This window comes from Nostoc sp. C052 (genome assembly GCF_013393905.1).
Classification (GTDB): Bacteria; Cyanobacteriota; Cyanobacteriia; order Cyanobacteriales; family Nostocaceae; genus Nostoc.
Genome location: NZ_CP040272.1, coordinates 7,654,990 through 7,680,122 on the forward strand (window position 1 = coordinate 7,654,990; position 25,133 = coordinate 7,680,122).

The window sequence follows — 25,133 nt, forward strand, 5'->3', positions numbered from 1 at the left end:
AGTGCCTTTTGCACTCTTGTCGGGAAAGGGGGAAAGGTTAAAGGGGAATGTTAATTCTATCCCTTTTCCCTTTAACCCTTACCCTTTACCCGACTTATGCAAGAAGTCTAATGTTCACCTTTAACCTAATCAATGAGAGTAATGCACGCGCTATCTTAAGTTGGCGATACGAGCCACTCTATGATTTATATAACTACTCAGAGCTAGAAGCTAATCTACTACAACATATTCTGCACCCCCAGAACACCTTTTACAGTATTCTGGATGAGAATGGCGAGTTGGTAGCTTACTGTTCTTTTGGACAAGATGGACAGGTCGCTGGTGGTGATTACCATGAGCAAGCGTTGGATATTGGTATGGGGATTCCCTGACTTGACCGGACAAGGAAAGGGCGCTGAGTATGCCAATGCGATGTTGGAATTTGCAGACAGTTTATTTCAGCCAAAAGCTTTTCGAGTGACGATCGCAGCATTCAACAAGCGTGCGATACGGGTATGGCAGAAATTGGGATTCAAGCATCAGCGATCGTTTGAGCGAAGCAGTGATGGAATGCAATTTATCGTGTTGTTACGAGTAGACAATCGGTAAACGACGTTAGCCACACTTAAATTGAGAGTTCAATAAAACAGCAGTGAATATCTTTACCAGAATACTGAATCATAAAATGGGAAAATAAGGGTGAGCAATATCACCCTCGAATTTACAGAGCTATTTACCTAAGACAGATACTTGTGTCCGGTTAGACACAACAAATAATTAAAGTCTCTCTTAGCTATGCCCAATTCCCACTGCCCCATACCCAATTTAGCATTGCGAATCGTTCACTTTGTCTCAGTGCCAATGGTTATCTTATTTGCAGTGATTCACTATCAATTAGGGCAGAAAGCTGGAAAAACTCAACTAATAGAATCAATGTTTGAGTAAACCAACAACAGATAGTTATGGAAACGCAGGGATTAATGACCAATGACAAATGATAAATCATAAATGACAAATGACTAAGGGAATTCCAAATACAAAATACTCAACTCCTTCTTGTGGGGTGTGCGTCTCGCCCGCCTTTGGCTAGAGGCGGGCAAGATGCCCACCCCACAAGATTGGATAATTTATTTGTTGTCAATCCCTAATGACAAATGACCAATGACTCTTTTTTAAAGAAAAATATGAACTTTTTTGATAAATTGAATCGTAATATCTTACAAAATCAAAGCTTACTGTTTGTTGGACTCGATCCAAATCCAGAGATGATGCCTACGCGTTATGAATCTGAAGAACTGATTACTGGTTTGGAAAAGTGGTTACAGTTCATTATTGCGGAAACTGCTGATTTTGTTTGTGCCTATAAACCAACACTTGGCTTTTATGAAGCGTTAGGTATTCCCGGCTTAGAACTGCTGTACAAAACTTTAGCAGCCATTCCAGCCCACATTCCTGTTATTTTAGATGCAAAACACAGTGACTTAAATACTAGTACCATTTTTGCCCGGACTGTGTTTACAGAATGGCAAGTGGATGCAATCACTCTTAGTCCCTATACAGGACAAGATCATGTCGCACCTTTTTTGGTCTATCCTGATAAAGCGGTGTTTATTTTATGCTGTACTTCAAATCCAGGTGCAGAAGCTTTACAGCAATATCCTGCAAAGGAATCACCCCTTTATTTACAGGTAGTAAAAGAATCAAAAACTTGGGGGACTCCAGAACAATTAGGTTTGGAAGTGGGAACTACAAATCCTGAAGTTTTAGCACTTATTCGAGCAGTTGCACCAGAACGAATTATTATGGCGCGTAGCATTTGGGCGGAGGGTCAAAATCTGAAGCAAATTTTAGAAGCTGGCTTGAATGCTAATGGTGATGGTTTGCTGATTCCTGTTCCTCAAGATACGTTGGGAAACACAAAATTATCTGAAGAAGTACAGTCTTTACGCGCAGAAATTAATCAAATAAAAGCTGAAATTATTTATGACAATTCTACATGTTCGGTGTGGTTTCCTGATGTTTGCTTGCTAAATCAGCATCCCCAACAAGACTTAATTTTACAACTTTATGACATTGACTGTATTATGTTTGGCAGCTTTGTCCAAGCGTCAGGAGCGATATTTCCTTATTACATCGACTTACGCAAAATTATTTCCAATCCCCAAGTTTTTAATCAAGTTCTCACAGCTTATGAGGATATTTTGAAAAATCTTAGTTTTGATAGGTTAGCAGGTATTCCCTATGGTTCTTTACCGACTGCGACTGGTTTAGCTTTGCGTCTTCATTGTCCAATGATTTTCCCTCGTAAAGAGGTGAAGGCACATGGAACTCGGAGAGTCATTGAGGGTAACTTTCATCCTGGCGAAACGGTTGTAGTGGTTGATGATATTCTCATCAGCGGCAAAAGCGTCATGGAAGGGGCAGGAAAGTTAGAATCAGCAGGATTAAAGGTTGATGATATTGTAGTATTTATTGACCATGAACAGGGGGTGAAAGATAGATTACAGCAAAATGGTTATCGCAGTCATGCGGTTTTAACTATTTCAGAAATTACTAATACTTTATATCAAGCAGGGCGAATAAATGAGGAGCAATTTTTAGCTTTTGCTGAAAGTTAGTAATTGGAATAATGGGGATTAGAGATTAGGGAATGGGGGAAGATTTTCTTGTCTACTTCCTGTTGAGCATATTTAATTACTTGGTTCAATCTGGTAACTAGAATAATTTTGATTTTTAAATTAATTATGAACATTTCACTGAATCAACTACTGAGATGGTTAATTTTTACGCTGCTATTTCCTCTTGTGTTTCTCAATGGTTGGCTAGCATTTTTGCTGGTTAAAAATCTTCAACCTGTTGTGACAATTCTTGTCTTGGCTACTTTGCTTGCATTCATTTTAAACTATCCTGTTTCAATTCTTCAACGGGGTGGAGTTAAACGCGGCTATGCAGTAGCGTTAGTTTTTATATTAGCATTAGTAATTGTTGTTGCTTTGGGTATAACTTTAGGGCCCATTGTTTTAGAGCAATTTAATGAAATGGTTAAAGTTTTTCCCCAATGGATTGATTCTAGCGAAGAAAAACTTCAGATTGTAAATGATTGGTTTTTGAGACACAAAATAAATGTAAATTTCAGTCAGTTATTAACACAGATAACTAACAAATTGCCCAATGAATTAGAGTTTGTTTCAGATAAACTTTTAAGCATTATTATAGATACTATTGATAGTATTTCTGAATCATTAATCACAGTAGTGTTGACTTTTTACCTGTTGTTAGATGGGCCAAGAATTTGGCAGGGAATATTTAAGAAGTTGCCGGGAAATTTTGCTCAGAAGGTAAGCCAGTCTATTCAGCAAAACTTCCAAAATTACTTGATTGGTCAGGTAACTTTGGCTTTGCTGATGGGTGTTTCAGTAACATTATTGTTTTTAGGTTTTCAAGTCCAGTTTGGTTTACTTTTTGGTTTGGCGGTTGGGGTTTTGAGCTTAATTCCCTTTGGTGATGTTGTCAGTTTGATTGTAATTACTTTTATAATAGCTACACACGACTTTTGGCTAGCAGCAAAAGTTTTTGCGGTAGCTGTTGTCATTGACCAGTTAATCGATCAGGCGATCGCACCACGTTTATTAGGTAAATTTACTGGACTTAGACCGATATGGGTATTAATTGCCTTGCTTGTCGGCACCAATATTGGTGGAGTCTTGGGTTTGCTAGTTGCTGTACCTGTATCTGGTTTTATCAAAGATGTCGCAGATGGTTTTTCTACATCTGGTAATTCTAGTAAAGTGGGTAAGGATGAAGCCGCGTCAGAATTGTTGCCAGAGGAATCAATATTGTAATGAGTTACAACTGTGGGTAGGTGAATATTGCCCACTCAAAAGGAACTAGACATCTCCAGAAATTAAATATGCGTTACCCATAACCCTTGTAGAGACGTAGCACTGCTACGTCTCTACATTCGTTTTCGGAGAATGTCTATTACATAAAAAAGCCCCCAGCATTCCTACTAGGGGTGAGAAATAATACCATTTCACTTAATGTTTGTCGGAGATGCCCCTGTTAGTGCCTCTACTTAAGTAAAAGGCTAGGTGTTTCTCAAATATTACAGCAAAAAGCGATCGGGTATAAAATTAGCCAGCACTTGCCAACAGTAACTCTCGTTTTTCTGATTTTAGTACTCTCACTTGAGAGTCATCATCAACATCGATAAGGGCTGTGTCTCCATCTGTAATTTCACCAGACAGCATTGCTTCAGCCAGAGAATCTTCGAGGAGGCGCATAATTGCCCGGCGTAATGGTCTAGCGCCATAGCTGGGGTTATAACCTTCTTGTACCACAAGCTCTTTGAAGCGATCGCTAACTTCTAGGATAATTCCCCTTTCTGTCAAGCGGCTAGCAACATCGCGGAGCATAATTTCGGCGATTTGCTTAACTTCATTCTTGGAAAGCTGGGTGAAGACGATAATCTCATCGAGGCGGTTGAGGAACTCTGGACGGAAGTAAGCTTTCAATTCCTCATTTACCAAGGTGCGGATGCGGTTATAACTAGCGTCGGCTTGAGTGTCGAAGTCAAAGCCTAAGCCGCTACCACCTTTTTCAATTACCTTGGAACCGATGTTAGAAGTCAAAATGATCAGCGTGTTCTTGAAGTCTACTTTCCGACCTTTGGCATCGGTAAGATGACCGTCATCCAAGAGTTGCAGCAGCATATTGAATACATCGGGGTGCGCTTTTTCGATTTCGTCGAATAGCAGCACTGAGTAGGGTTTCCGCCGCACGGCTTCTGTAAGTTGTCCGCCTTCGTCGTATCCGACATAACCAGGAGGCGAACCGATGAGCTTGGCGACAGTGTGGCTTTCCATGTATTCGGACATATCTAGCCGAATCATCGAGTCTTCCGCACCGAAGAAGTAGGCAGCTAATGCCTTCGCCAATTCTGTCTTACCGACTCCAGTAGGCCCAGAGAAGATAAAGCTGGCAATGGGACGATTGGGATTTTTTAAACCAACGCGGGCGCGACGGATACCGCGAGATACAGCCGTGACTGCTTGCTCTTGTCCAATGAGTCGCTGGTGCAGAGTGTCTTCTAGGTGTAGAAGCAACTCTGACTCAGATTCAGTGAGTTTGTTAACTGGTACGCCAGTCCAAGAGGCAACGATTTGGGCGATATCTTCTTCGTCAACTACAGTTGAGTTGACAGGTTGCTCGTTTTGTGTAAACGTTGCTTGCAGTTGTTCTGCAAGTTTCAACTCTTGGTCACGTAGTTGTGTAGCTTTGTCAAAATCTTGGACTCTGACTGCTGCTTCTTTTTCTTTGGTAATGCCAGCGAGTTCACGCTTGAGTTCTTTATTGGGAGAACTTTGGGAGTTCCGCAGACGAACGCGAGAACCAGCTTCATCAATCAAGTCTATTGCCTTATCGGGCAAGAAGCGATCGCTAATATAGCGGTCTGATAATTCTGCGGCTGCAACTAGTGCTGCATCCAAAATTGTGACTTTGTGGTGTTGTTCATAAGCACCGCGCAAGCCGTAGAGAATTTGTACGGTTTCCTCTACTGAGGGTTCTCCGACCTTAATCGGTTGGAAACGACGCTCTAGGGCGGCATCACGCTCGATATGCTTCCGATACTCGTCAAGGGTAGTTGCGCCGATGCACTGAAGTTCACCTCTTGCTAAGGCAGGTTTAAGGATGTTGGCTGCATCTAAGCCGCCTTCCGTACCACCAGCACCAACCAAGGTGTGAATTTCATCAATTACCAGGATGATATTGCCCACAGTGCGGACTTCTTCTACGACTTTTTTGATGCGTTCTTCAAAATCGCCACGGAAGCGAGTTCCAGCTACCAATGACCCCATATCGAGGCTGATAACTTGCTTATTCTGTAAGGTTTCGGGAACATCCTGGTTGATGATCCGTTGAGCTAGACCTTCTGCGATCGCAGTTTTACCAACTCCTGGTTCTCCAATCAATACTGGGTTATTCTTAGTGCGGCGACCGAGAATTTGAATCGCCCGCTCAATTTCCTTTTGGCGACCAACTACGGGGTCGAGTCTGCCTTCTTGGGCTAATTTGGTCAAATTTCTGCCGTACTCTTCCATCGTTAACGGTTGGGTGCGCTTTTGACTACCACTACTACCAGCGAAAGCTGGCGAATTTTCACCCAAACGGCGAACGATGGCACTGCGGACACTCTTGAAGTCAACCCCTAGATTTTGCAGTACTTTAGCGGCGACACCTTCACCAGCCTCAGTTAATCCTAAGAGTAAGTGTTCAGTATTAATGTAATTCTGTCCCAAACTGTGAGCTTCTTTAAACGATTGCTCGAAGAGGCTTTTTACTTTAGGAGTAAAAGGAATTTCTGGTGGTACAAAGCCAGAACCCCTACCAATAATTTTTTCTACCTCGCGACGTGCATCTTTGAGGGTAACGCCTAATTCGGCCAGCACTTTAGCAGCAACCCCAGTTCCTTCTCCCATCAAACCCAGGAGAATTTGCTCAGTTCCTACGAAGTTATGTCCCAGGCGACGTGCTTCCTCCTGAGCTAACATAATTACTCTAATGGCTTCGGAAGTGAAGTGTTCAAACATAATGGGTTATTGCTCCCTCGCTGCTTGGACTTTGGGTGAGATAAAATTCACCCTCATCTAAAGTTTTTTGTATTTTCTTAAGGACTAATGTAACTTTATTTAAAGTTAAGTGGCAGTGGTGAGAGCCGTAAGACATCAGGTGTACTTGCCGTCTAATAGGAATGCTGAGTGGAGTATGGAGGAAGTAATGAGTTACAAAGTTGACAGTTAAGTTTTCGGTATTTGACAATTTTCTTTTGCCTGCCCTGTTTTCCACTGTCAGCTAAACTTAAAACTCAGAACTTAACATTAGACACTCAGGACTGACAATGACTGAAGCAACGACTGGTAAAGATCAACAACATCCACTTTATAACCGCGATCGCCCCCTTATTGATATATTACTCGCTCAAGAGGCAACAGACTATAACTTAGCAGAATTGGCTAGACTGCGAATGCGTTATCAAGGGTTTCCAGGGGCCAGAGACATCCAAAAAGACTTAGATAAAGTCTTGCAACAGTGGGGTTTGAGCGAAACCGAGCTTTTTGAGAAAACTCGTCAAATCCACGATTTGGGAGGAATTTACAAAAGTCGCGGTAAGAAAGATGAACAAGATTGGAATTAGGGGATTGGGGACTGGGGAAGGTGGGGCCCCAATGCCTAATCCCCAGCCGCCACTGGAATGACGATCGCTAATTCTGTGCCTTTGCCTAACTCAGATGTCACTGTGAGTTGTCCACCGTGTTTTTCTTCTATAATTTGCCGGGAAATTGTTAATCCTAAACCAGTGCCTTTACCTACTGGTTTGGTGGTAAATAAATAACCAAACAGTTTTTGCTTGACATTTTCGGACATTCCCTCGCCATTGTCTTGCATTCGGATCGAAACGTGATGCCGATCTTCAGACAAAGCGGTGGTAATTGTGAGACGATTGGGATTGTCTTTAATTTGTTGGAAACTACGCCCTTTATTAGATTCTTCTAAAGCATCAATGGCGTTGGCGATCAGATTCATAAAAACTTGGTTGAGTTGCCCCGGAAAGCATTCTATTTGAGGTATTTGCCCGTAATTTTTGATTACTTCAATAGCAGGGCGATGCTCATTGGCTTTGATTCGGTGCTTGAGGATAAGTAATGTGCTTTCAATACCTTCATGAATATTAAAATGAACCTTGCGATCGCTATCTCCTCTAGAGAAGGTGCGGAGACTGGCGCTGATGCCACGAATGCGATCGCTACCTTCTTTCAAGGACGAGATAAGTTTGGGTAAATCTTCTTGGAGATAGTCTAAATCGATTGTGGCGATCGCTTCTTCAATTTCTGCTCCCGGATCGGGAAACCTTTGCCGATAAAGGTCAATTAGTGCTAATAAATCGTGAATGTAGTCCTGTGCAGGTTTTAAGTTGCCTGCAATAAAATTAATTGGGTTATTAATTTCGTGGGCAATGGCTGTAACGAGGTTGCCCAGTGCCGACATTTTTTCATTTTGGATGAGATTGTATTGTGTCTCTTGCAGGTCGTGTAATACTTGAGTTAATTGTGCTGATTGTTTTTCTATGGTGATTAAATCGCGATATGACCTTAAAGCCGCGATCGCAGTTGTAATTAACTTTTGGCGAGTTAATTCAACCTTCAACTTATAATCATTGATGTCATAATTCAAAATCACTGATTCTTCGGGCGCATCTCCCGGCTGTCCTGTGCGTAAAATCACCCGCACAATCTGGTTTTTCAACTCCTCCCGAATATACTTAACCACCCTTAACCCAGCATCATTAGTTTCCATCACCACATCTAATAAAATAAATGCGGTATCTGGGTGAACTGCAATCAGCTTTTTCGCTTCTATTCCCGAAAAAGCCGAAATAAAAGTTAAAGGTTTGCCCTCAAAAATAAAACTTCTCAAAGCTAGTTTGGTTGCTTGGTGGACTTCAACATCATCATCCACAATCATCATTTTCCAAGCTTCAGAAGCCTCTTGTCCCTGGCTTTCTACATCCAATGGAGTTAATTGAGTTGTATCACTTATCTGCTCTCGATCGTCTTCAAACACCAAGACTTCATCATCTGTTTGTAAGAGAGATATACGGGTAGAATTAAGCATTGTCAACCAACTTTGTGAAAAAGAACAAGAAAACTTAATAGTTTGTGGACAGAGGTAATGTCACTGTAAATATGGTTCCCTTTTCTAGCTCACTGTCAACATCAATTGTTCCTTGTAGCTTTTGAGTAACTAAGTTATAGACTATATGCAGACCTAAACCACTGCCTCCTTGATGCCTAGCAGTGGTGAAGAAAGGCTCAAAAATTTTGTTTAAGTTTTCTTGCGGAATGCCGCAACCATCATCGCTATATTGAATCACAACGCACTCACTTTCTTGTTTCACCTCAATTCGCAACTGTCCTGATTCGTGAAGTTGATAGCCATGATTCAGGGAGTTCATCACTAAGTTGGTGATAATTTGCGCCAAAGCCCCAGGATAGCTGTTGATTCTAACAGTTTCATCTCCTGTCACAGTCAGGGTATGGGAAGCTTGTTTGAGTTTGGGAGTTAAGCTGGTGACAATTTCTTCCAAATACTGCTTGACTAAAAATGTCCGTTGTTCCAAACTAGTCTGATCTACAGCTACTTGCTTGAAGCTTTGTACCAGTTCTCCCGCACGATTGAGGTTGCTTAAAAGCAGTTCAGTACTTTCTTTGGCAATTTCCAAATAGTTATTTAAAACTGAGCGTTTTAATTGACCTTGTTCAACAGCCGTAATTAGCGATCGCGTTTCATCAGCTAATGTAGAAGCAACGGTGATACTAGTGCCCACAGGTGTATTGATTTCATGGGCAACTCCAGCCACAAGACCACCCAAAGCCGCCATTTTCTCAGATTCTACCAGTTGCTTTTGGGTAGTTTTGAGGTCTTCTATAGCTTGAGACAATTCTTGAGTTCGTTCGGCTACTTTTTCTTCTAGAGTGTTGTAGAGAGTAGCATTTTCGATAGAGATGGCAGCTTGAGAAGAAAGCAAATTTAGAACTTCCATTCGTTCTGGTGTAAAGGCTCCAGTTGTCAGATTGTTTTCTAAATAAACAATCCCAATTAAATTGCCTTGATTTAGGAGAGGAAAACACAAAATAGATTTAGGTTGCTGTTGATGAATGTAAACATCACGAGTGAAGTTGCCTTCGTTAACCGCATCATTTAATACCACACTATCTTTAGTCCGGGCAACGTAATCGACAATAGCATTAGATAATATTGGTTTATTGAGGGTTTTGATAGAGATAGTTTCAGTAACTTTAACTGTATTTGAGTCAATTGTTCCTGATGCTCTAATTTGCCATTCTGCCTCTTGGCTAAGTAGTAAATAACCCTTTTCTGCCCCAGCATTTTCGATGACGATTGTCATCAGTTTTGTTAACAAAGTATCGAGCTTAATTTCTCGTCCCAGAACGTGGGAGGCTTTGATAACACTGTTTAAATCTAAGGAAGTTGATAGGGTGGTACTAGTGGAGGTGATTTTAGAGGTTGGAAATTGAGAGTTTATTTGAGCTTGGGTGAAAAATTGGGGATAGCGTTTTTCTAAATCTTCTACTTTAGCTTTCGCACCCCAACGAGTGTAGGCATAGTGGGCATTAAATAGGTAATCTTGGGCAATTTTTTCTTTACCCCATTGCAGATAAAATCTAGCAGCGAGTTCATAGCTGAGGGCTTGTTCGTTGAGATATTGATGTTCTGTCGCTTGGGCGATCGCGCGATCGTACATCTCTATGGCTTCAGCTTTTTGCCCTAAGATGCGATACCGTTCCGCTTCCACTAAATAAAATTTGTGTAAGAAATTTGTCGGCGCATAGTTCGCCCAATTCTGCATTTGGGCTTGATTTGTTGTGACTTTTTCTAATAAGCTTGCTTGTGGGGCATCAGTATATAAAGCTAAGGCTGTCAGAGAATCATAAAAATTGAAAAGTGCTACGATTATGGTTCCCATTACTGCATTTAGATACTTTTCCAACTTGTGAGCATTGACTGCGGCTTGCGGGAAATCTTGGAAAAGATAGCAGAGAAAAAGCTTTGAGCAATATATATGCGCCAAACCAGTGCGATCGTTAACTTGCTCATGCCAGGGTAGCATTTGCTCCTCCCGATAAGCTGCTCCACTTAAAAGACAAGTGTTTTCAGTTGCCTCTAGCAGATTTAAGGTTAACTGCCAATAAATAGCTAGATACTCCAGAGCCATTTTGTTCTGAACTTGACGGAGAGCATGATCGTAGCTAGCTATTTGCCGTTCAACTTCCACTAAGTTTTCTCCACAGATCCAAGAATGTGCGCTGTCATAAGCTGCACACATACCGGAAAATTGGATATCTCCTCGGTCTCTACCAATTTGATAGGCTTGTTTTAAGGGCTTGATGGTTTTCTGGACTGGTTGTTGCCAATGGCAGATAGTAACATTAAAGACGAAGTTGATGTGACATTCGAGATATCGAGCATCGTAAAGTTCTAACAGCTTCAAAGCAAGTTGACCAAATTGATAGCCCAATGTAATTTCTTCCAAGGCTCCGCAGAGAATTAAACCGTACATCACATAGCCAACTGTTGATAGTGCCGTATTGCCATGTTCCAGAGATAAATTCACCATCTCTAAAACAAGGAATGGGAGTATTTCATTTCCTCCCCGAAAGGCAGGTGACATGATGCTGGAAAGAATTTGCATTCCTGCTAGGTGCTTGGCTTCTTGCATTTGGGGCAAGTTGATTAGGTCTTTGACTTCCCTTTCTGCTAAACGATCTGTTGTTTGCTGTAGCACTTTGTTTAGTTCTAAGGGACTCAGAACAGAGGGAAATTGAATTCCCAAGGCTTGTAACACTTCTAGACCAGTTGCGATCGCACCTTGCAATTGGTTCTGGATTGAAAATGCTTGGATTGCGATCTCATAAACTTTTATCTTATCCAAGAAAGTTTGAGCATTTTGTAGTACTTCCTTTATCCATCTATTCATTTGGGCGAAGTCACCGTACACAAATGCTGCTTCTGTTGCTGACTCAAATAATGGCAAGGTAAGGTCATAGTTTGTTTGCCAACAGTCAGTTGTTAGTAATTTAATTCCGGCTGAAAAATATCCCATAGCCGCCTCGTAAGCAGCTGCTGCCTTAGCTTTACGTCCCGCCAATAAATTCAAATTAGCTAATTCATTTCGTTCATTTTGAGTGTCAATCAACTCTGCACCAATATTTAATTGATTAACAATTTCAAAAATTTTATCTTCTCGATCTACTGCTGAGGCGTTGCTCAACATCAGTCGCCCAATTGTTAAGTGAGTTGCTTGTTTGTTCTCTTCAGAAATGAGAAGATAAGCTGCTTGCTGGACGCGATCGTGCTGGAATTTACAATTAATATCAGCAGCTTTTTTATCGTCTCTCAATAGTCTCAGATAATATTGATTATTTGATATAACAATTAAGCCTTCTTTGAGTGCTGGTAATAAATCATCTAAAACTTGCTTGGCTGATTGCTGAGAAATCACTACCAATGTAGATAAATCAAATTTATTGCCAATACAAGCAGCCAACTGTAAGATTTTTTGGGTGTTTGCTGCTAAGTTGACAATTTTACTCGTCATTAATTCCACAACATTATCAGTAATGTCTTTGGTTTCAATTTGTTCTAAATCCCAATGCCATTTTTTTTCTATATAGTCAAAGCTGAGTAATTTTTCTGTATAAAGGGATTTCAAAAACTCAGCAGTAAAGAAAGCATTACCTTGAGTTTTTTCACAAACCAAATTAGTTAATGCTTGAGTTAGGATAGTTGAAACTGACAGTGTTTCGGCAATTAAAGCATTCACATCTTTGGAAGTGAGGTTTTTGAGATTAATCTCAGATACAATTCCCCCATCATTTTTAATTTCGTCTAAACTCATCGCCAAAGGGTGAGTTACATCGACTTCATTATCTCGATAAGCTCCAATAATGAGTAGATTTTGAATGTTGCGATCGCTTAAAATAATCTTCAGCAGTTTTAGCGAAGCACTATCAGCCCATTGCAAGTCATCAACGAATAAAACGAGGGGATGTTCAGCCTGACAAATCGCCTTGATAAAGTTTTGAAAGACCAGATTGAAACGGTTTTGGGCTTCTTGTCCGCCTACTTTAGCTACAGGAGGTTGTTCGCCAATCACCAATTTTAACTTGGGAATGACATCAATTAAAACCTGTCCGTTATTGCCAACAGAAGCTAATATTTTTTCTTGCCATTGTTTTAAAACAGATTCACTTTCAGTCAATAATTGATTACACAGGTCATTGAATGCTTGAGAAATGGCGTAGTAAGGAATATTACGTTGATACTGGTCATATTTACCAGTGATAAAATTGCCACGTTTGGCTGTAATGGGTTTATGAACCTCATTTACTAAAGCTGATTTGCCGACTCCAGAATAGCCTGCAACCAGCATTAGTTTATTTGTACCATTGATGATGCGATCGAAAGCCGCCAATAGCGTCTCTAATTCTGGTTCTCGTCCATAGAGCTTTTGCGGAATTATAAAGCGATCGGAGACATCCTGACTAGCCAACGGAAAGACATCGATTTTCCCATTGCTTTGCAGTTGATGCAAGCATTGTTCTAAATCTGCCTGAATTCCAGAAGTAGACTGATAGCGGTCTTCTGCATTCTTCGCCATCAGTTTCATCACAATCTCACATAGCACTTGGGGAATCTCTTTTTTGTCCCTTAAAAGTGGTGGTTGTTTTGCAATATGGCAATGAATTAACGCTAGAGAATCATCCCCTAAAAATGGCACTTCTCCTGTTAGTAACTTATAGAAAGTTACTCCTAAAGAATAAAAATCGCTGCGATAGTCAATTGCTCGATTCATTCGCCCCGTTTGCTCAGGAGAAATGTAGCTAATAGTGCCTTCTAGAACATTGGGATTTTTAAATGATTGGGTTTCTCGTGACAAAACTGTGGAAATACCAAAATCGATAATTTTTATCTGTCTAGTATTGGGATTAAAAACAATATTTGAGGGGTTAATATCTTTGTGGATAATGTTAGCAGTGTGGATTTGTCTGAGGCTTTCGACAATAAAAATACTCAATAAAAGAAACTGTTCTAACTCGATTTCTCCAGCTAGTTGCAATTGAGCTAAAGAACTACCGCCGAAGTCTTCTAATACTAAAACTGGTCGTTGTTGATGAATTTCCAAAGCGTAAACTTGAACAACTCCTGTGAGATGGAGATTGTGGATAATGTCATATTCACGCTGGTAACAAGCAATGCGTTCTGGCGAGGGATAAACATCTCGCAGGGTTTTGAGAATTACAGGTTGATTATCGGCTTCCCGGTAGCCTCGATATATCAGAGAATTGCTGCTTTCGTAGATTTGTTCAATAATTTGATAGCCGGAAAGCGTGAGCATAATTTGGGTACTCCTCAAAAGTGGGTTAATGCTGTCCCAGTCACTTTATTAGAGTTAGTGTACCCATCAGCTTGCTGGATTCTTATGCAAGTGCGCCGCTAATTTTGGAGATTTTTTTACGAGATCATTTACTTACTTAAGCAAAAGTCGGCGATCTAAATCCAGTTAAGAAAAATTGTAGGTTGGGTGAAGCAAAGCGCAACCCAACAAAGCCCTGGAAATGTTTGGTTTCGTTCCTCAAGCCAACCTCACAACTAATTAGCTGGTATAATATCTTACTTAAAATTGTCAACCTGTACTTCCTCTTTCCCCGTCTCCAGTTGCTCCCGTTGTTTGCCATACTCTCGTAGTTGCTTCAAAAGGTCTTCTTGGGATAAGTTAGGGATAGACGGACTGGGACTTGCTTGAGGGCTGATGTCACTACTTGCAAAATTAGCAGGTGAGGGATTAGTTACGTAGACAGGTAAAGATTTGTCATTAGACATCGCCTGTTGGGTTGGTGCTGAGGTAGGAACTAGATTCTTTGGTTTGCTCACCGCAGCTTTTACCGAATCTAGAGTAGTGGCAACCTGCACTTGTTGCTGCATCTGTTGTGTAGAAGAGACTAAACCACTTAAACCATTCACCAATTGCAGCAGATTTTTACGGAATTTAGGATCTCCTGTCAATTCATCTAAATCAGATGTAATTTTTTGAGTATTTTCAAAGGTTACTCGTGCTGAATCTAAAGTTTGTTGCAGCAGCACCACATTCTTTGGATCGTTTAAAGTTTTAGAAGCATCGCGTAAATTAGCTGAGGCTTGGGCTGCATTTGCGGATAGAGTTTCTAAATTGTTGAGTAATTCTCCTTGAGTCAATCGATTGACAGATGGTGATAAGCTACTGACTGTAACACGCAGTTGGTTACTGGTTTCAGTGATATTGTTCAAAGCACCAACCAGCGTCGAACGATTTGTTGTCAACAAATTATCTAGGTTCTTTAGCAACTGATTAGCTTGAGTTGCAGTTGCACCGAATTTATTTACTGTTTGATTGGCGGATGTATTAAGTTGGTTTGTTGCCCGTTGCACAGAATTAGCCGTGTCGGAAAAGGTGGTAAGTTGTTGTTGTAAGCTTTTAGTTAAACCTCGGAGATCCTGGCTTAATTCTGTAAAACTTGATGCTGCGCCTGTGGTACTTTCTAGAACCCGATTGACATTTCTATAAAATTTTGGGTTATTGTATGCAGCAGCGAGGTCAGTTGAACTGCGAATTAGTTCATCAACACTGATGCCAACCTGACCTTGTAACCGAGAACCATTACAGACTATGAGACTATTATCACAACTTTTATCTAGGGGTTTAGCAAGCACAACCCCAGTAGGTAAGGTTGATTTTGGTTTGATGTCGATAATACTTTCGCTAATTAACCCGCTTTGATTAGCTTCCACCACTACATTCCGGGGGATAATTAGGTCAGTTTGGGCAATTTCAATCTCTACATCAATGGCATTTGGCCCTGGTCGAACTTGAGAAATAGTTCCTACCTTAACGCCACGATAGCGGACTGCTGCTCCCTTTTGCATTCCGCCAGCGTTGGCAAATTCCACAATAATTTTGTATGAACGACCAGCAGCGGTGAATCTATTTAACCACAGAAAAAGTAATCCAAATACCCCTAGTCCTAGCAAGAGTAGTAACCCTACAGAACCTTCTCTAAATGTTCGCATAGAAGCGAAGCGGCTTGTCATAAGACCTCGCATTTTTTTGCCTCCACCAACAACCAACAACTAATTAGGATTTAGGATTTAGGAATTTAACTTCTCACTCATTACTCATTACTCATTACTCTTGACTTCTCACTTTTAAATTTCTACCCAGCAACTTTAATCGGGCCTTGAACACTTCCACTGATAAATTGTTTGATCAAAGGATTTTCTGTGTTGTATATTTCACTAACTGTACCCTGCCACTGCACCCTACCTTCATAGAGAAATATAAGTCTATCAGCTGTACGGCGGATAGTACTATCTTGGTGGGTAACAACAGCATAAGTACTACAAACCCCATGTAAACATTGCAAATGGCGGATTAAGTCTTCGATTACTGTTGAGGCGATGGGATCGAGTCCGGCTGTTGGTTCGTCGTACAATAGAACTTCTGGCCCTTCGGTGGGACTATCGGGGTTAGACATAATTGCACGGGCAAAACTTACCCGTTTTCGCATTCCTCCGGAAAGTTCGGATGGGTAGAGGTGGCCTATTGCCGGTAAACCTACCATCTCTAGTTTTTCTTCTACCAAATTTCGGATGCGCGATCGCGGCAGCTTTGAATTTTGATAAAGTAGAAATCCGACATTCTCCTCCACCGTCAGCGAATCAAATAGCGCTGCCTGCTGAAACACCATACCAATGCCAACCTGCTGGCCACCATCCTCAATCAAACCGTCTCGCCGCACTCCTTGGACATAAATTTCTCCTTCATCGGGACTAAGTAACCCCGCCATTACTCGTAAAATTGTTGATTTTCCAGTCCCCGATGGGCCAATAATCCCCAGTGCTTCTCCTCGGTAGATAGTCAAGTCTACATTATCTAGAACTTTATGGCTACCAAAGGACTTAGAAACACCTTTCAGTTCAATCAATGGTTCACTCATTAGTTATTAGTCATTGGTCATTGGTCATTGGTCAGTAGAAAATAAACAAATGACTACTGAGAACTAACAAAGGACAAATCTGCCCAATACTGATGTCATAATTATTAGTAGGGCTTTGTATCTTACATTATAAGTACACGATTAGCATTCTGATTAGCAAACTTTATTTTTTTAGCATAATATTTAGTTCTTTGCGATATTTAACGTCTCAAAATACCTCAACACAAGCCTGACGAATACACCGTAGTAATTAAACATCTCAGTGATATGCAAATAATATTCCAGTTTTATATAGACATCAGCAAAGTCATTTAATCGTATCGATATACTACTTCATGTTAAAACCAATTAGATAAAAGCTACTATATAACAACCTAGCTAACAGGTTGATGCAAGATATAATAATCAAATTAAATTTGTAAACTGAGCTTTAATAATTTTTTAATTTTAAGTCAAAACATGTGTCTTCACTAATTTTTCACTGAATAATTATTGCTAACTAAACTTCTGGCAATATCAAATTTAAAAAAAAAACTACGGTGGACTAAATGATATTCTCAATAATATATATAAAATATAAAATATTGTAATTGGCAGAGTTATTAGATAATGTGAGAGATTGATAATATTTACGCCAATATTTAGAGTTGGCAAAGTCGAAATTATTCACTAGTATTGTAATAATTGCTTTTAAAAATAATTATGAGTAGCCAATTAGAACAGTTTGCAAGTGATAATTCCTCTGGTATCTGTCCTGAAGCGCTGGAATATATGATTAGGGCAAATCAAGGTAGCGTTCCAGCTTATGGAAATGATGAATGGACTCAAAAAGCATCAGATTATTTTCGGAAACTCTTTGAAATTGATTGTGAAGTATTTTTTACTTTTAACGGTACAGCCGCAAATTCTTTATCTTTAGCTGCTCTTTGTCAGTCATATCACAGCGTCATTTGTCATGAGACATCTCATATAGAAACAGATGAATGTGGCGCACCTGAATTTGCTTCTAATGGCTCTAAACTGCTACTAGCTCAAGGTAAATATGGCAAATTAACATCAGAATCTATAGAGTCAATTGTCACAAGACGCACTGATATTCATTATCCAAAACCTAAAGTTATTAGCATTACACAAGCAACTGAATTAGGAACTTTATATTCTATTGAAGAACTTTTAAGTATTAAAAAAGTTGCGAATAAATATAACTTAAAGATTCACATGGATGGCGCTCGTTTCGCAAATGCAGTTGCCGCTATGGATAAAAGCCCTGCTGAAATTACCTGGAAAGCTGGAGTAGATGTATTGTGTTTTTGTGGCACAAAGAATGGAATGGCATTAGGTGAAGCCATTCTTTTTTTCAACAAAGCGCTAGCAGAGGATTTTGATTATCGATGTAAGCAAGCAGGTCAGTTAGCCTCAAAAATGCGGTTTATTTCTGCCCCCTGGTTGGGTTTATTAGAAACTGGTGCTTGGCTAAAAAATGCCAGACATGCTAATCAATGTGCTGAATACTTAGAAAATCAACTATTAAACATAGAAGGCATTGATTTGATGTTTCCTAGAGAAGCCAACGCCGTGTTTGTAAAATTACCTCAAGAAGTCATTCACAGCTTAAAAGCCAAGAATTGGCAGTTTTACACATTTATTGGTGTTGGAGGGGTACGTTTTATGTGTTCTTGGAACACTACTCAATCAAGGATTGATGAATTGATTGGTGATATTAAAAATGCAACTAAGTAAGTGAGTGAATAAATATAGCGTTTTCCGAACTAGTGAGATACACCCTACACCTCGCCATATAATGTTGTACGGCATCTAAATGAAAATCACTATAAGGAACGAAACCCAACATTTTCATAGCTTTGTTGGGTTTCGCTTTGCTTCACCCAGCCTACAATTTTTCACAAAACCAAGCGTATTGAGTAATGTTCTTAAAACACTACTCAATAATCTTAAGATTTTTACTTTGATTTACTCTTGTCCACTTATTTATTGACAAAAAATAAATATAGAAAATCTAAAATAATGAAACAAGTACAGCAATCCCAAAACTGTCCCAACTTAAGCGGATGCAATTAGTCATAACTGACAATGCACCTGCTTACTTGGCATAGAATTTCAACTGTAATTTTGATTGCTGCCACAATCCCAAATGCTTATTTTTAGCATTAGCTTCTGCAATTAAAAATTGGGTTTTGCTCTCGTAGCAATTTTGTAAAGATTCTTGGTCAACGACGGCATTACCTGACTCTACCAAAAGGAGATTTACTGACCGATTATCTACAAACACTTCACCAGCCGGACGACCATTTTTGACTTGTTCTGTGCTTCTAATCACGACAGGAGTTTGAAGTGGTAATAGCTGTTTTAGCTTTTGTGTTGCTGCTAAAGCATAGCGTTTGTCAGTCGCCTCTGGTGCATTAATACACGCCAACTTGACTATAGTTGTTTGTCCTACATTATCTTTAACCAAAATCGTGTTCCCGTCTGTGACACCAACTACTGTACCTAGCACCAACATTAGTTGAAGTAATTCCATCATTTTGTATGTAATATTTTATGCACAAATATAATTTTATTTTAGTATTTATTTTGAGAGTGTGATTTAACTCACAAGTGGCAAATAAAAATAAAAGTAAGAAATATTATTCTTGTAAATACCTAGCGTTTATATCAATCAAAACTTCATTGAATAACTACAGGTAATTGAACACTCACATTAGTTCCTGTCAAGAGGTCAGAAGAGATTAACAGTTTTCCATTATGAGCATTGACAATGCGTTTGGAAATAGCAAGTCCTAGTCCAGTGCCACAAGATTTTGTAGAAAAGAATGGTTGAAAAAGCTTGGTAAGAATTTCTGATGGAATTGGCTCACCGCTATTTTGGACATTAATGCAAACTTTATCTGTATCCGAAAAATCTACTTTCCATTTAACGATATCTCCTGCTGTAACTGCTTCACAAGCATTGCGGAGAATGTTGATAAATACTTGTTTAAGTTTATCCTTATCTCCTAAAATTTTTACATTAGGCGATGCCGGAATAAATTCAATTTGACGTTCTAGAGCTTCTGGCATTTCACGAATACACCCAAGTAACTCATAAATGAATTCATTTATATCTAATTCACAAAGTTGCAAAACTTGAGGCTTTGCATAAAGCAAGATTTCACTCAATAGACGTTCTAAACGACTAGCTTCACTTAATGCCAACGCTAATCGTTCTTGAGCAGATTCAGTCAAAATAGTTTTTTGGAAGTATTTTAATCCCATGAGCATTGTAGTCAAGGGATTACGAATTTCATGCACAATCATGGTAGCAAATTCACCAATAGCTACAAGTCTTTCTTGTTCTAAAATCTTGGCTTGGGCTGCTTGTAATTCTGCGGTGCGTTTTTCTACCTCAGCCTCTAGAATATGATTAAATTGGCACTGTTGTTGATAGAGATGATAGTTATCAATTGCCGTTGCCGCTCGTTCAGCAAACAATTCTACAACTTGGATATCTTCTTTTGTAAAATCACGTGGTAGATGATTAAAAGAACAGATAGTACCAATCACCTTATTTTCAGCAGTCCGCAATGGTGTTCCTAAATATGCACAATAACCTTCTGGAGCCTGTCCATACTCTGGGTATTTCTGAGCATCTTTTACTGCTAATGATTGACCCATTTGGATCACAGTACCAGTTAATAAACCATGTAGTGAATAAATATGTTCGCCTTCGCCCATATCGAGACTACTAGCTAGAACAGTTTCAAACCCCTCTTGGCAAAAGGTAACAACTGTCCAATCGACTCCAATGAGTTCGCTGACTCCGCAGGCAATGTTGTGCAAATAGCTAACCAGTTCACCAGTTCGATAGTTCAAAGAAGACAAACGTGCTATTATTTGCCGTTCACGCTGCCAAGTTTGCTTGTGCAACAACATTTCTTCATTACTGGTTTTGCTCATGGATGCCTATTGCATGGGTTCTAAAAATAATTTCAAAAATCAACTGGATGGTTATTTAGTTACGCTTCAGAGGTTGTTTGAAAAGTCTAATTTAATACTAGCCCTGGCGATTAGAAATCGCGGCTATACAGACAAGACCCACCTCCGTGGGTTAAAAACCCTTGATTTTTCAAGTTTTCCACGGAGGTGGACTTAGTTTGTGTAGTAGCGAATTCTATTCGCCTAATACTTTTCAAACATCCTCTCACTAGTTTGATAGAAAGATTCTACTAGAGACATATACGATTTGCCTACAGGAAAACTAAGAAATTTCACTTAACTAAAAAATGAATCATGGGGAAGAATATAGTAAAATTACTTAAAAATTGCTGTATTGATTATGAATTAGTAACTCTTCGGTTGGCTAATGAGCGACAAATTACCTAATTCCTAAAAAACATCTCACAAGGAAATCACGATGACGGTAAATTTACAAGGAATATTACAGCAACCAGGACAAGGTTCTTCATACTGGGTACTTGGGGATTTGTATACCTTTAAAGCGCTAGGTGAAGAAACTGGCCAAGTTTATGCGCTAATTGAGATTACTGTTCAGCCACAAAACGGTACACCTGCCCACATTCATAGTCACGAAGATGAAGCTTTCTATATTCAAGAGGGAGAATTGGAATTTCAGCTTGATTAAAAGATTATATTAGCAATTTCTGGAACCTTTCTTCACTCTCCTAAAGGTCAAGTCCACAGATTTACAAATATCGGTACAAAGCCAGCAAAATTACTTTGCTGGTTTACACCAGCAGGTTTAGGGAAGTTTTTTATGGAAATAGGTGTGCCAGTTTCAGAGAGGACACAATTACTTAGCATAAATCCCGCAGACATCGAAAACGCTTTGGCTGCTGCTGCAAAATATGGTCTGGCAAAGATTCCGCCATCTGCTGGCTGAATCTTTGCAGGTATAAGCTGTTCTATATTGAAATTGCATAAGCTGGACACTCGTGTTGCTCACCCCACAAGAATTATGTTTGATTCGATTATGCAATTTAGATGTTTTTTAGCTTAGTAATTCGATTTGATTCTTAAATCTGCTTGTGGAGGGAGTGAGGAGTGGAAAACAAGGAGTCTTGTAGTACGATGATATTTAAGTCATAAGAGTTTAGTTACTTGACTTTCTAGAGATATTTAAAATTTTGTGTCAGCAATCTTCAATGCTTTAAGACACTCTCGTATTTTAAGAGTTTTAACTCCTAATTTCTAACTCCTAACTTTCTTTGTATGTCAGAACAACAGCAGTGGACTATAACAGCAACGGAACAACCACCAGAGTGGTTTATCGAAGCAGTGAAACAGCATACACCTGCATCAAGTGGACTATACGCGGCACAGTTGTTGTGGCAACGGGGTATTAAAGATCGTCAACAATTAACAGCTTTTATCAACTATAAAGCTTATCAGCCAGCAAGTGCCTTTGAGTTTGGGCAAGAAATGCATTTAGCGATCGCACGCTTGCAAGAAGCATACAATACCAAAGAAAAAATTGCCATTTGGGGAGACTTCGATGCCGATGGCATTACCGCCACATCGGTACTTTGGGATGGATTGGGGCAGTTTTTCGCTCAAAATACCCAGTTAATTTACTACATTCCCAATCGTCTAAAAGAATCCCACGGACTTAATAATCAAGGCATTGATTATTTAGCAAAACAAGGTTGCAAATTAATTGTTACTTGCGATACAGGTAGCACCAACCTTGAGGAAATTATCTATGCCAAACAGTTAGGTATAGATGTAATAGTTACAGATCATCACACCTTACCCACCGAACGCCCACCCGTTGCAGCGATTATCAATCCTCGTTATTTATCCAAGGAACATCAGTTATTTAATCTTTCTGGGGTGGCAGTAGCTTATAAGTTGGTGGAAGCACTGTATCAAAGCTTGCCCAATGTTGCCAAATATCCCTTAGAAGATTTATTAGATTTAGTGGCAGTTGGATTAATTGCCGATTTAGTGCAGTTAAGTGGAGATTGTCGCTATTTGGCACAGATGGGAATTCAACGACTGCAAGAAGATTTTAAACAGCCGGCAGCAGCGCGGCGGCGGCCAGGGGTAGGGCGATTATTAGAATTATGCCAGAAAAGTGGCGATCGCCCCACAGATATTTCTTTTGGTTTGGGCCCAAGAATTAACGCCGTTAGTCGTATCCAAGGTGATGCTAGTTTCTGCGTGGAATTATTAACTAGTCGGAATGTCAAACGTTGTAACGAACTAGCCGAAGTTACAGAACTCGCTAACGCCCGCCGCAAATCTTTACAAAAAGATGTGCAAGCACAAGTAGCGCAAAAACTCACCCAATTAGACTTATCAACCACCAGCGTCATTGTTCTAGAAGATGCCCAATGGCCTGCGGGTGTATTGGGCTTAGTTGCCGGACAGGTAGCACAAGAAACAGGTCGCCCCACGATTTTGTTAAGTACAGAAGGAGCAGAGGAGCAGGGGGGCAATTTTTCTCCTCTGCCCCTCCGCCCCTCTGCCCCTCTGCTTGCAAGAGGTTCTGCCCGTTCGGTGAATTCTGTCGATTTATACCAACTGGTGAAAGACCAAGCACATTTGTTACACCGTTTTGGGGGACATCCCTTTGCAGCAGGTTTAAGTTTGTTGGTGGAAAATATTCCTTTATTTACAGCGGCGATTAATCAGCAGTTGCGCCAATCATTAGGGAGTACAACCCTAACGCCAACTGTGCAAGCAGACTTGACGGTAACAGTTGCAGACTTGGGGAAAGAGTTATTTTTGGAACTGAAACTGCTAGAACCTTGTGGAATGGGTAATCCTGTTCCAAAATTGCTAATTCAAAACTGCTGGTTTGAAAATGCTTGGCATCGCAATCAGCAAGATTGGCAAGGAAAAAAGGTACAGTACATTAAAGCTGAGTTTGATATTCGGGATGATTCTAGCAGAAGTGCTTTTCCTGGTTTATGGTGGGGACACTACAAAGATGAATTGCCCATTGGAAGATGTGATTGCATAGCAGAACTAGACTACAACACCTTCAAAAAACGTTATGAAATCAGATTAATTGCCGTGCGTCCTTCTGCTAACTCAGCACTTAACGCTTCGCGATCGCTAACACCCTTCATCCTAGACTTACGGAATCAGGAACACTCAGCACTTAGCACTCAGCACTCGCTCAACCCTAGCTATCCGCTTATTGAAGATTGTCCCACAAATTGGGATGATTTACGCATCTGGTTGCGGCGATGTTTGGCGATAAGTCGCTCTACGCCTGGGTTTGATAATCAGCAACAATTAGCGATCGCTTGGTCTAAACCCAACCACCAACCACCCAATCAAATTTGGCTGACTCTGGTAGGAATTGCCAAATATCTCAGTCGCACAAATCAACTAGTTACCCGCGTACAACTTTTAAAGAAAATCGGCATCAGCGACCAAACCTTACTTGTCGGCATCAAAGCTTTAAAATATTTCGGGTTCACAGTCAAACGACAAGACCATTATTTGCAAATCACTTGGCATCCAAGCGATAGCGCCGAAAACCTTGCTGATGCAGCAGTTGCCCGATTTTTAGCTGCTGTCCGAGAAGAACAATTTCAGCAACAATATTTTGCAGAAGTACCTTTATCTACTATTGTTGCGATCGCCAGCTACGAAAATTAATAAGCTAAACCACATCCAATACTGCGTAGGTTTTGAAAATTTGTAGCGACTGTCTTGAAAGTCAAGCGATCGCAAAAGAAAAAGTTGACGCAACTGAGGAACCTCTGTGCTGATTCGGTGGTGGCTGGTACGGGCATAGAGATTGTTGTAGTGACCTCAATACCTTTCGGTTAAGGGGAAAAAGGGAAGGTGGGGTCCCCTCTGGGGATAAGGGGCAGGGGAAAAGGGAAAAGAAAAACCTTTAACCTTTACCCCTTAACCTTTTCCCCAAACCCAATTTCAAGTTAAAAATGCTTAACCGAACAGTATTGGTAGTGACCTAGCATAGCAGTCTCGCCCACCTCACAAGATTGGATAATTTATTTGTTGGAAATCCTTTAAGTAGACATAATATAAAACCGTGTCCTATTTGGGGTGAACAAGACACGGTTTTATTGGAGTATTTAGTTATAATATTACAAAAATCAAAGTAGAATTTGATTTATACCAAATTAATCCATTTACTGAGATTTGTTTCCTGGTTGATTAACTTTCTCTGTTGTGGGAAGTATTTGGCGATCGTAACTTATCCTTTCTTGAGTAAGAGCGATCGCACCAAAGAAAATCGCACTTCCTACAGCCAGTGCCACCATCGGGCGCTTGAGCAGGACAAAATCTCTGATAATCCTCGCTAAAGGTCGGCTTTGCCGACGTAGCGCCGAAGAAATCATCATTTGTCTCCAAGTAAACGGATCGCGGACATAATGACCACTTTGGCAAACTACTAGTCGTTCCTGGCAATAGGGACAGCAAAACAAGCCCATACGGGTTTTAATTGGTTTGGGCGTAGCATTTCTTTGGCAAATTGGGCAAGTAACATAATGATTATCAAAAGTGTGTATATTCATTTACCTCGTCCGCCTAGTCCATTTA

18 protein-coding genes and 1 pseudogene are annotated in these 25,133 nt (G+C 40.2%); 9 read left to right on the forward strand and 10 right to left on the reverse strand.

Translation table 11 applies throughout. The features are described from left to right. The first annotated feature begins 47 nt into the window (after nucleotides 1-47). The 5 genes and pseudogenes from FD723_RS31530 (at nucleotide 48) to FD723_RS31545 (ending at nucleotide 3,821) form a co-directional block, all read left to right on the forward strand. The gene (locus FD723_RS31530; RefSeq protein ID WP_179068850.1) at nucleotides 48-371 is read left to right on the forward strand and encodes a hypothetical protein; all 324 of its coding nucleotides are present in this window, start codon (nucleotides 48-50) and stop codon (nucleotides 369-371) included. Continuing rightward, on the forward strand, nucleotides 334-588 hold the full coding sequence (locus FD723_RS31535) for a GNAT family N-acetyltransferase (RefSeq protein ID WP_179068851.1): 255 nt from the start codon (nucleotides 334-336) through the stop codon (nucleotides 586-588). Before FD723_RS31530 ends, FD723_RS31535 begins: the two co-directional genes overlap by 38 nt. 219 nt (nucleotides 589-807) lie before the next feature. Beyond that, nucleotides 808-924, forward strand: a pseudogene (locus FD723_RS43270) (cytochrome b/b6 domain-containing protein); the annotation flags it as partial. A 239-nt stretch (nucleotides 925-1,163) separates the two neighbouring features. Further along, nucleotides 1,164-2,597 (forward strand): bifunctional orotidine-5'-phosphate decarboxylase/orotate phosphoribosyltransferase, encoded by a 1,434-nt coding sequence (locus FD723_RS31540; RefSeq protein ID WP_179069350.1) that lies wholly within the window; start codon nucleotides 1,164-1,166, stop codon nucleotides 2,595-2,597. 126 nt (nucleotides 2,598-2,723) lie between these two features. Beyond that, a complete protein-coding gene (locus tag FD723_RS31545) occupies nucleotides 2,724-3,821 on the forward strand; it encodes an AI-2E family transporter (protein WP_179068852.1) in 1,098 nt (365 codons plus the stop codon). Nucleotides 3,822-4,112: 291 nt separating this feature from the next. Here the strand turns inward: FD723_RS31545 and FD723_RS31550 are convergent, their stop codons facing one another. Next, nucleotides 4,113-6,569 (reverse strand): ATP-dependent Clp protease ATP-binding subunit, encoded by a 2,457-nt coding sequence (locus FD723_RS31550; RefSeq protein ID WP_179068853.1) that lies wholly within the window; start codon nucleotides 6,567-6,569, stop codon nucleotides 4,113-4,115. Between the two features lie 308 nt (nucleotides 6,570-6,877). Here FD723_RS31550 and FD723_RS31555 point away from each other — a divergent pair, with 308 nt between their 5' ends. After that, on the forward strand, nucleotides 6,878-7,174 hold the full coding sequence (locus FD723_RS31555) for a DUF3288 family protein (RefSeq protein ID WP_179068854.1): 297 nt from the start codon (nucleotides 6,878-6,880) through the stop codon (nucleotides 7,172-7,174). A gap of 35 nt (nucleotides 7,175-7,209) precedes the next feature. Here the strand turns inward: FD723_RS31555 and FD723_RS31560 are convergent, their stop codons facing one another. From FD723_RS31560 to FD723_RS31575, 4 genes are all read right to left on the reverse strand, one after another. Continuing rightward, nucleotides 7,210-8,652: an ATP-binding protein gene (locus FD723_RS31560; protein ID WP_179068855.1), complete on the reverse strand. Its 1,443-nt coding sequence runs from the start codon at nucleotides 8,650-8,652 to the stop codon at nucleotides 7,210-7,212. 34 nt (nucleotides 8,653-8,686) lie between these two features. Next, complete coding sequence (locus FD723_RS31565; protein ID WP_179068856.1) at nucleotides 8,687-13,957, reverse strand: AAA family ATPase; 5,271 nt, start codon at nucleotides 13,955-13,957, stop codon at nucleotides 8,687-8,689. A gap of 275 nt (nucleotides 13,958-14,232) precedes the next feature. Then, nucleotides 14,233-15,699 (reverse strand): MlaD family protein, encoded by a 1,467-nt coding sequence (locus FD723_RS31570; RefSeq protein WP_179068857.1) that lies wholly within the window; start codon nucleotides 15,697-15,699, stop codon nucleotides 14,233-14,235. Between the two features lie 110 nt (nucleotides 15,700-15,809). Next, entirely contained in the window at nucleotides 15,810-16,592 is a 783-nt protein-coding gene (locus FD723_RS31575) for an ABC transporter ATP-binding protein (RefSeq protein WP_179068858.1), read from the reverse strand. Nucleotides 16,593-17,294: 702 nt separating this feature from the next. On the opposite strand from FD723_RS31575, the gene FD723_RS31580 reads away from it, so the two are divergent. After that, nucleotides 17,295-18,332 carry a low specificity L-threonine aldolase gene (locus FD723_RS31580; RefSeq protein ID WP_179069351.1) on the forward strand — a complete coding sequence of 346 codons (1,038 nt, stop codon included), beginning with the start codon at nucleotides 17,295-17,297 and terminating at the stop codon, nucleotides 18,330-18,332. Nucleotides 18,333-18,693: 361 nt separating this feature from the next. On the opposite strand, the gene FD723_RS31585 is transcribed toward FD723_RS31580, so the two are convergent. Continuing rightward, a complete protein-coding gene (locus FD723_RS31585; protein ID WP_256874997.1) occupies nucleotides 18,694-19,134 on the reverse strand; it encodes a thermonuclease family protein in 441 nt (146 codons plus the stop codon). A 143-nt stretch (nucleotides 19,135-19,277) separates the two neighbouring features. Further along, entirely contained in the window at nucleotides 19,278-20,546 is a 1,269-nt protein-coding gene (locus FD723_RS31590) for a GAF domain-containing sensor histidine kinase (RefSeq protein ID WP_179068859.1), read from the reverse strand. Between the two features lie 457 nt (nucleotides 20,547-21,003). On the opposite strand from FD723_RS31590, the gene FD723_RS43970 reads away from it, so the two are divergent. Further along, entirely contained in the window at nucleotides 21,004-21,231 is a 228-nt protein-coding gene (locus FD723_RS43970) for a cupin domain-containing protein (RefSeq protein WP_306297005.1), read from the forward strand. Nucleotides 21,232-21,278: 47 nt separating this feature from the next. Here FD723_RS43970 and FD723_RS43975 read toward each other — a convergent pair whose 3' ends face one another. Next, nucleotides 21,279-21,539: a hypothetical protein gene (locus FD723_RS43975; RefSeq protein ID WP_306297006.1), complete on the reverse strand. Its 261-nt coding sequence runs from the start codon at nucleotides 21,537-21,539 to the stop codon at nucleotides 21,279-21,281. A 279-nt stretch (nucleotides 21,540-21,818) separates the two neighbouring features. Between FD723_RS43975 and recJ the strand changes: the two genes are divergently transcribed. Further along, nucleotides 21,819-24,221, forward strand: coding sequence for a single-stranded-DNA-specific exonuclease RecJ (gene recJ, locus FD723_RS31600; protein ID WP_179068860.1), 2,403 nt, complete (start codon nucleotides 21,819-21,821; stop codon nucleotides 24,219-24,221). Here recJ and FD723_RS42270 read toward each other — a convergent pair. Next, the gene (locus tag FD723_RS42270; RefSeq protein WP_218651773.1) at nucleotides 24,218-24,358 is read right to left on the reverse strand and encodes a hypothetical protein; all 141 of its coding nucleotides are present in this window, start codon (nucleotides 24,356-24,358) and stop codon (nucleotides 24,218-24,220) included. The two genes, recJ and FD723_RS42270, sit on opposite strands and share 4 nt — an antisense overlap. A gap of 363 nt (nucleotides 24,359-24,721) precedes the next feature. Then, nucleotides 24,722-25,108 (reverse strand): hypothetical protein, encoded by a 387-nt coding sequence (locus FD723_RS31605; protein WP_179068861.1) that lies wholly within the window; start codon nucleotides 25,106-25,108, stop codon nucleotides 24,722-24,724. Nucleotides 25,109-25,133 lie beyond the last annotated feature (25 nt).

Coding starts and splice junctions, on each gene's coding strand:
- FD723_RS31530 (WP_179068850.1), top strand. CDS start 48: ATGTTAATTCTATCCCTTTTCCCTTTAACCCTTACCCTTTACCCGACT.
- FD723_RS31535 (WP_179068851.1), top strand. CDS start 334: ATGAGCAAGCGTTGGATATTGGTATGGGGATTCCCTGACTTGACCGGA.
- FD723_RS31540 (WP_179069350.1), top strand. CDS start 1,164: ATGAACTTTTTTGATAAATTGAATCGTAATATCTTACAAAATCAAAGC.
- FD723_RS31545 (WP_179068852.1), top strand. CDS start 2,724: ATGAACATTTCACTGAATCAACTACTGAGATGGTTAATTTTTACGCTG.
- FD723_RS31550 (WP_179068853.1), bottom strand. CDS start 6,569: ATGTTTGAACACTTCACTTCCGAAGCCATTAGAGTAATTATGTTAGCT.
- FD723_RS31555 (WP_179068854.1), top strand. CDS start 6,878: ATGACTGAAGCAACGACTGGTAAAGATCAACAACATCCACTTTATAAC.
- FD723_RS31560 (WP_179068855.1), bottom strand. CDS start 8,652: ATGCTTAATTCTACCCGTATATCTCTCTTACAAACAGATGATGAAGTC.
- FD723_RS31565 (WP_179068856.1), bottom strand. CDS start 13,957: ATGCTCACGCTTTCCGGCTATCAAATTATTGAACAAATCTACGAAAGC.
- FD723_RS31570 (WP_179068857.1), bottom strand. CDS start 15,699: ATGCGAGGTCTTATGACAAGCCGCTTCGCTTCTATGCGAACATTTAGA.
- FD723_RS31575 (WP_179068858.1), bottom strand. CDS start 16,592: ATGAGTGAACCATTGATTGAACTGAAAGGTGTTTCTAAGTCCTTTGGT.
- FD723_RS31580 (WP_179069351.1), top strand. CDS start 17,295: ATGAGTAGCCAATTAGAACAGTTTGCAAGTGATAATTCCTCTGGTATC.
- FD723_RS31585 (WP_256874997.1), bottom strand. CDS start 19,134: ATGATGGAATTACTTCAACTAATGTTGGTGCTAGGTACAGTAGTTGGT.
- FD723_RS31590 (WP_179068859.1), bottom strand. CDS start 20,546: ATGAGCAAAACCAGTAATGAAGAAATGTTGTTGCACAAGCAAACTTGG.
- FD723_RS43970 (WP_306297005.1), top strand. CDS start 21,004: ATGACGGTAAATTTACAAGGAATATTACAGCAACCAGGACAAGGTTCT.
- recJ (WP_179068860.1), top strand. CDS start 21,819: ATGTCAGAACAACAGCAGTGGACTATAACAGCAACGGAACAACCACCA.
- FD723_RS42270 (WP_218651773.1), bottom strand. CDS start 24,358: ATGCCCGTACCAGCCACCACCGAATCAGCACAGAGGTTCCTCAGTTGC.
- FD723_RS31605 (WP_179068861.1), bottom strand. CDS start 25,108: ATGAATATACACACTTTTGATAATCATTATGTTACTTGCCCAATTTGC.